This is a genomic window from Neisseria sp. P0021.S006, from assembly GCF_051956895.1.
In genome coordinates this window covers 1-5,836 of sequence record NZ_JBQCWZ010000066.1, presented here as the reverse complement: position 1 = coordinate 5,836, position 5,836 = coordinate 1, and the positions used below count along the sequence as shown (strand labels likewise).

The following is a 5,836-nucleotide window of genomic DNA, read 5'->3' as shown; positions in this document are numbered from 1 at the left end:
CTGAGAAACTATTCAAACTGAGCACACTTGCCCTCTGCCTTGCCGCACTGCCCCAAGCCGCACAAGCTGCCGAAGAAGTACAACAGGCTGAAGTGGAACAAGTTACCGTAGTGGGTAAAAACAAAAGCCTGCGTACTGAAAGTCAAAACAGCTACACCGTATCCGCGATGCGTTCGACTACAGGATTAGTGCTCTCTCCCCGGGAAATTCCCCAATCCGTCAGCGTCATTACCAAAAAACAAATTGAAGACCAGGGCATCACCGACTTAGAAGGTGCGTTGCAAAACGCTACGGGCATCAATGTTTTCAAAAGCGGCGGACGTACGCATTTCATGTCGCGCGGCTATTTTATCGAACAGTTTGAAGAAGATGGTATTGCCACTCAACTCGGCTCACCCGGCGGATTCGGCTTAGGCGGCCCGGCCGGCGACCCGACCAGTGCAACCGATATGGCAATGTACGACCACATTGAAGTGGTGCGCGGTGCGGCAGGTTTGACACAGGCAAACAACGAACCCGGTGGCACTGTAAACGCCGTCCGTAAAAAGCCGACTGCAAAACGCCAGCTTTCCGCCGATTTGATGGCAAACTCATGGGGCAAAGTAAACAGCGTCTTTGATGCATCCGGTACCTTAAGCCAAGAGCACGGCCTGCGCGGACGCTTTGTCGGCTCGGTAGGCAGCAACAAAACCTTCAAAGACCAATCCGGCGGCCGCGACCTCCTTCTGTATGGCGTGATGGACAAAGACATCGGCGACAACAGCAAACTTACCTAGGGCGCAAGCTATCTCAACCAAACCGAAACACCCGATCCAGACGGCCTACCTATGCGTGCAGACGGCAAAGAGTGGAAACGCAGCCGCTATCTGGGTGCGGATTGGAACGAAGCCCGCCTGAAAAAATACAATCTTTTTACCGAATTTGAACATTATTTCAACGACAACTGGAAACTGAGCAGCAAGTTGGACTGGCGTAAGAACACCAGTTCAAAAGAATATTACACGCTGGGCGGCACAGGTAACGGCATCGGTACAGACGGCCTGGGAACCACATACAGCTTCGACCGTTACGATGCAGGCAACCGCCAGTTCACTTTCCAAAACAACCTGACCGGCCGCATCTTCGCTTTCGGCCAAAATCACGACCTCTTCTTCATGCACAGCTATTCCAAAGAGAACGTGAATTCAAGCAACCGCTGGCTCAACGACAGCAGCACCTATGACGCAGATGCCTTTAACGGCAGCGAGAAAGCCAAACCCGATTGGGATTCTGCCACAACCAAAGCCCGTGGCGGCAACGGCCGTTATACTACCCATGCCTTTGGTTTGGGCGCGCGCATCAATCCTACCGACAAACTGCACATCATCGCAGGCGGACGCTACACCAGCTGGAAACGCGGCTACTATTGGGATCGCGACCTCAAAGACGGGGTAGCAGGTTCATCAGACTCGCTCAAACGCAACCGCTTCGTTCCTTATGCCGGCATCACTTACGACATCACGCCTAAACAAAGTATTTACGCCGCCTATACGTCCATCTTCAAACAAACGATGAACCGCGACTACAACGACAACCTACTGCCGCCGATTATGGGACGCAACTACGAACTCGGCTGGAAAGGCGAATGGAACGAAGGCCGTCTGAACACCTCGGTCGCCCTCTACCGCACCGACAAAGACAACAACAACCAACGCGTCAATGCCAAACCGCACGCCTACTGGGAACCGCTCAACCAAAGCAGCCGCGGCTTGGATGCCGAAATCTCCGGCAGCCTGACCGCCCGTTGGCAAGTTTACGCAGGCTACACCTTCAACCGCAGCACCAACCGCAGCAGCGTTACCGGCAATGTTGAATCGCGCCGAAAAGGCTACAACTTCAGCAGCCATACGCCGAAGCATATGTTCCGCCTCTACACCAGCTATGTCCTGCCGGTGGATGACGGCAAATGGACGGTCGGTCTTGGCTTGAAGAGCAGCAGCAAAACCGCCAATTCCTACGGCTCCATCAAGCAAGGCGGCTACACGGTTTGGAACACCAACGTCCAATACCGCCCGAGCAAAAACCTGCAACTGGGGCTGGCAGTCAACAACCTGACCGACAAACGCTACTACGAAAACCAATACAGCCGTGCCGCCAACAGCGGCAACTTCTACGGCGAACCGCGCAATGCCGTGTTCAGCCTGAAGTGGAAGATGTAAGTAGCGACAAACCGAGAGTGGATTACCCCCACTCTTCAAAAGCATATAAAAACCAACTATTGCTGATAAAAAGGCCGTCTGAAAGTACAATTTCACTTTCAGACGGCCATTCGCATGCATTCACAAGCATTATGAAAACACTCAAAAAATTCTTTTACCTTGCCCGCCCTTTTTGGTCAGGGGCACACGGTCACCTCCAATGGCTGATGCTCACCGTTTTGATAGGGTTCACCCTATTCTCTATTACCATCAGCGTTTGGATTGCCGCATGGGACAAACGCTTCTACGACGCACTGGCTGCATTTGACGGCGCATCCATGCCTTCGCTCATTGTCGAATACCTCGGCTATATGGCGATGGTTATCGGCTGTATCGTTTGTGCCGACTGGCTGCAAAAACGCCTCATCTTCCGTTGGCGCACCCATCTGACCGAGCAATTTCAAAAAAACTGGCTCGAAGGCCACAAACACTACCGTCTGCGCCTGACAGGCGAACCGGACAACCCCGACCAACGTATCGCCGAAGACATTTACCTGCTTGCCGACAAAAGCATCGGCCTCTTTCGCTCCTTCATCAATAATATTGCCAAATTCAGCGCGTTTGTCACCGTACTGTGGACGCTCTCCGGCGTACAGACTTTCAACATCGGCGGATACAGCATTACCGTTTACGGCTACCTTGTTTGGGTTGCACTGATTTATTCCATCTTCAGCACCGTCATCGCCCATCTTGTCGGCCGCAAACTAAAAAACCTCAATATCGACCGCCAGCATCGCGAAGCTGACTACCGCGCAGCCCTTTTACGTGTACGCGACCATGCCGAACAAATCGCCTTCTACAACGGCGGCGAAGCGGAAACAGGCCGTCTGAAACAACGTTACCTCCGCATCCGCGACAACTGGCGGCGGCTCACCAACTGCGAATTCCGCCAAGAAACCTTCTGGGCAACCTATGTCCGCATCAGCATCTTCATCCCCATCCTCGCCACCCTGCCCATGTACCTCGCCAAAACCATGACCTTCGGCGACATGATGCAGACGCGCACATCGTTTGCCCGCGTTCAAGACAGTTTCGGCTGGTTTACCGATGCATACCGCCGCCTGATTGAATGGGCGGCAGTCATCGAACGGCTTTCCGGTTTTCAGACGGCCTTGGAACAAGCAGAACAAAAAAGCCCCTCCCTTCAGTCACACCAAACAGATTTGCCGCATCATAGCGGCAAGGTCGTCTTGCAAAACCTTACCGTCTACACCCAAACCGGCAGCCCCCTGCTTACTGATATTCACCTCCAAGCCCGTTCTCCGGAATGGGTATTGCTTGAAGGTCGAAGCGGCATCGGCAAATCCACGCTGCTTCGCGTGCTTGCCGGTTTATGGCCGTATTATCACGGCAGTTTTTCCCTTGAAGGCAGCCGCCTGTTCTTCCCGCAACGCCCTTACCTGCCTACCGATACCCTGCGTCAAACCGTCAGCTACCCTTACTCAGCCTGCCAAGACGACCATTTGATTCAAACCGTTTTGAAACAAGTCGGCCTAAACAGCCCCACGGGTAGACTGCACACGTTGATGAACGATTTGGACACTTCATACGAATGGCACGGCATTCTCTCCGGCGGCGAACAACAACGCCTCAGCCTTGCACGCGCACTGCTGCACAAACCGCAAATCCTGTTCCTAGATGAAGCCACCAACCAGCTTGATGACGAATCCGCCCTGATGTTGATGCAGACCCTCAAGCAACATTTGCCCAATACTTTGGTCATCGGCATCAGCCACCAACCCAAAATTCAAGCCCTGTTTGATAGCTCTCTGAATTTGAATGAAAAAATTATTTAAATGTTAAAATGTGCAAAACGCTTGCTTTCAATCCTAACAAGAGATATAGTACTAAGTAACTAGTTCTTATTAATGAGAGCTACTCCTTGGATACTTGCCTCCGGTTCTCCAACCCGGGGGCATTTTTTTGCGTTTTTATTTTGTGTTTGTATGGATAGGATAAAGACGAAACACCCACCACAAATCAACAGACAAATCGAACCGCAAACTGCGTTTTTCAAACGCTCAGGCCGTCTGAAACCCGCTCTCGAATATTATTCATGCTATATTTCAGACGGCCTGTTTAACCGTCCCTTGCAAAGCTTGGCACAAGCATCGCTGACCGACTGCAATTAATTACTATATAATCAAACGCATTGTCATCCCTACAAAGGAGCCACACCATGACCACAAAAATTAAAATTGGTATCGTTGGTGCAACCGGTTACACAGGCGTCGAATTGTTGCGCCTGCTCAGCAGCCACCCCAACGCAGAAGTCACTGCCGTCACCAGCCGAAGCGAAGCCGGTATTGCGGTTGCCGACTACTTCCCCAGCCTGCGCGGCATTTACGACCTTGCATTCCAAACGCCCGAAGAGGCCGGGCTTGACCTCTGCGACCTCGTATTCTTCGCTACGCCCAACGGCGTAGCCATGAAAGAAGCACCGGCCCTTGTGGAAAAAGGCGTACGCGTGATTGACCTATCTGCCGACTTCCGCATCCGCGACATCCCCACATGGGAACAATGGTACAAAATGACCCATGCAGCGCCGCAACTCGTTTCCCAAGCAGTGTACGGTTTGTGCGAACTTTACAAAGACGACATCGCCAAAGCCATGCTGGTGGCCAATCCGGGTTGCTACCCTACCTGCGTTTCTCTGCCCTTATTGCCGCTGCTTCAGGCTGGTCGTCTGAAAGCCAACGCGCCGCTGATTGCCGACTGTAAATCCGGTGTTTCTGGTGCAGGCCGCAAAGCCAGTACCCACGCCCTATTGTGTGAAGCAGGTGAAAACTTCAAAGCCTACGGCGTCAGCGGCCACCGCCATTTGCCTGAAATCCAACAAACCCTGTCCAGACTGCAAGACCATGTTTCAGACGGCCTGATTTTCGTGCCACACCTTGTTCCGATGATACGCGGTATGCATGCCACCCTGTATCTGCACCTGCAAGAACATACCGATCCCGAAGCCTTACTGCGCGAATACTACCGCGACAGTCCTTTTGTCGATATCCTGCCTTCAGGTTCGACACCTGAAACCCGCAGCGTGCGCGGCGCCAACCTCTGCCGTATCAGCGTTCAAAAAGCGCCCGATCAAGACGATGTGTGGATTGTTCTTTCCGTCATCGACAACTTGGTTAAAGGCGCAGCCGGTCAAGCCGTGCAGAATATGAACATTATGTTCGGCCTGCCCGAAACCACCGGCCTGACTAATGCACCATTGATGCCTTAATATCATCCTTATTAAAAACACAAGGCCGTCTGAAACAATGGTTTTTCAGACGGCCTTTATCAATTTATTCACAAACATCACTCATACACCACGCCGGCAAGCATTTCTTCTTCATTCAAGTTGCCGTACTGTTGCTCCCAATCGTGGGTAGCCTCCACCATATCGCATTCTTTGGCGAAGGCAAGCAGCCTGCCGTCCATCTGATCCAGACTCAAACTGCCCAAGCGTTCGCATTCCGAAGCCGTCAAATTACCGTCCGCTTCATGCGCTTCCGAAGATCCGAAAGGCAGGGCAAAAAAACCCAGCACCAACGCCAGCAGCACCCAAAAAATATTTTTACGCGAACGAGTCATTTCACACCTCTCATCATAAT

General features: G+C 52.3%; 4 protein-coding genes and 1 pseudogene. 4 read left to right on the top strand and 1 reads right to left on the bottom strand.

Going from position 1 to position 5,836, the window contains the following annotated elements; all coding sequences use genetic code 11:
- From ACTHUM_RS10390 to argC, 4 genes and pseudogenes are all read left to right on the top strand, one after another.
- Nucleotides 1-2,198 (top strand): annotated as a pseudogene (locus ACTHUM_RS10390) (TonB-dependent siderophore receptor); the annotation flags it as partial.
- Nucleotides 2,199-2,329: 131 nt separating this feature from the next.
- Complete coding sequence (locus tag ACTHUM_RS10385) at nucleotides 2,330-4,033, top strand: ABC transporter ATP-binding protein/permease (protein ID WP_070712145.1); 1,704 nt, start codon at nucleotides 2,330-2,332, stop codon at nucleotides 4,031-4,033.
- Between the two features lie 150 nt (nucleotides 4,034-4,183).
- A complete protein-coding gene (locus tag ACTHUM_RS10380; RefSeq protein WP_141752518.1) occupies nucleotides 4,184-4,369 on the top strand; it encodes a hypothetical protein in 186 nt (61 codons plus the stop codon).
- 47 nt (nucleotides 4,370-4,416) lie between these two features.
- The gene (gene argC / locus ACTHUM_RS10375; RefSeq protein WP_070645868.1) at nucleotides 4,417-5,463 is read left to right on the top strand and encodes an N-acetyl-gamma-glutamyl-phosphate reductase; all 1,047 of its coding nucleotides are present in this window, start codon (nucleotides 4,417-4,419) and stop codon (nucleotides 5,461-5,463) included.
- Between the two features lie 77 nt (nucleotides 5,464-5,540).
- On the opposite strand, the gene ACTHUM_RS10370 is transcribed toward argC, so the two are convergent.
- Nucleotides 5,541-5,816, bottom strand: coding sequence for a hypothetical protein (locus ACTHUM_RS10370; RefSeq protein WP_003748371.1), 276 nt, complete (start codon nucleotides 5,814-5,816; stop codon nucleotides 5,541-5,543).
- Nucleotides 5,817-5,836: the final 20 nt, after the last annotated feature.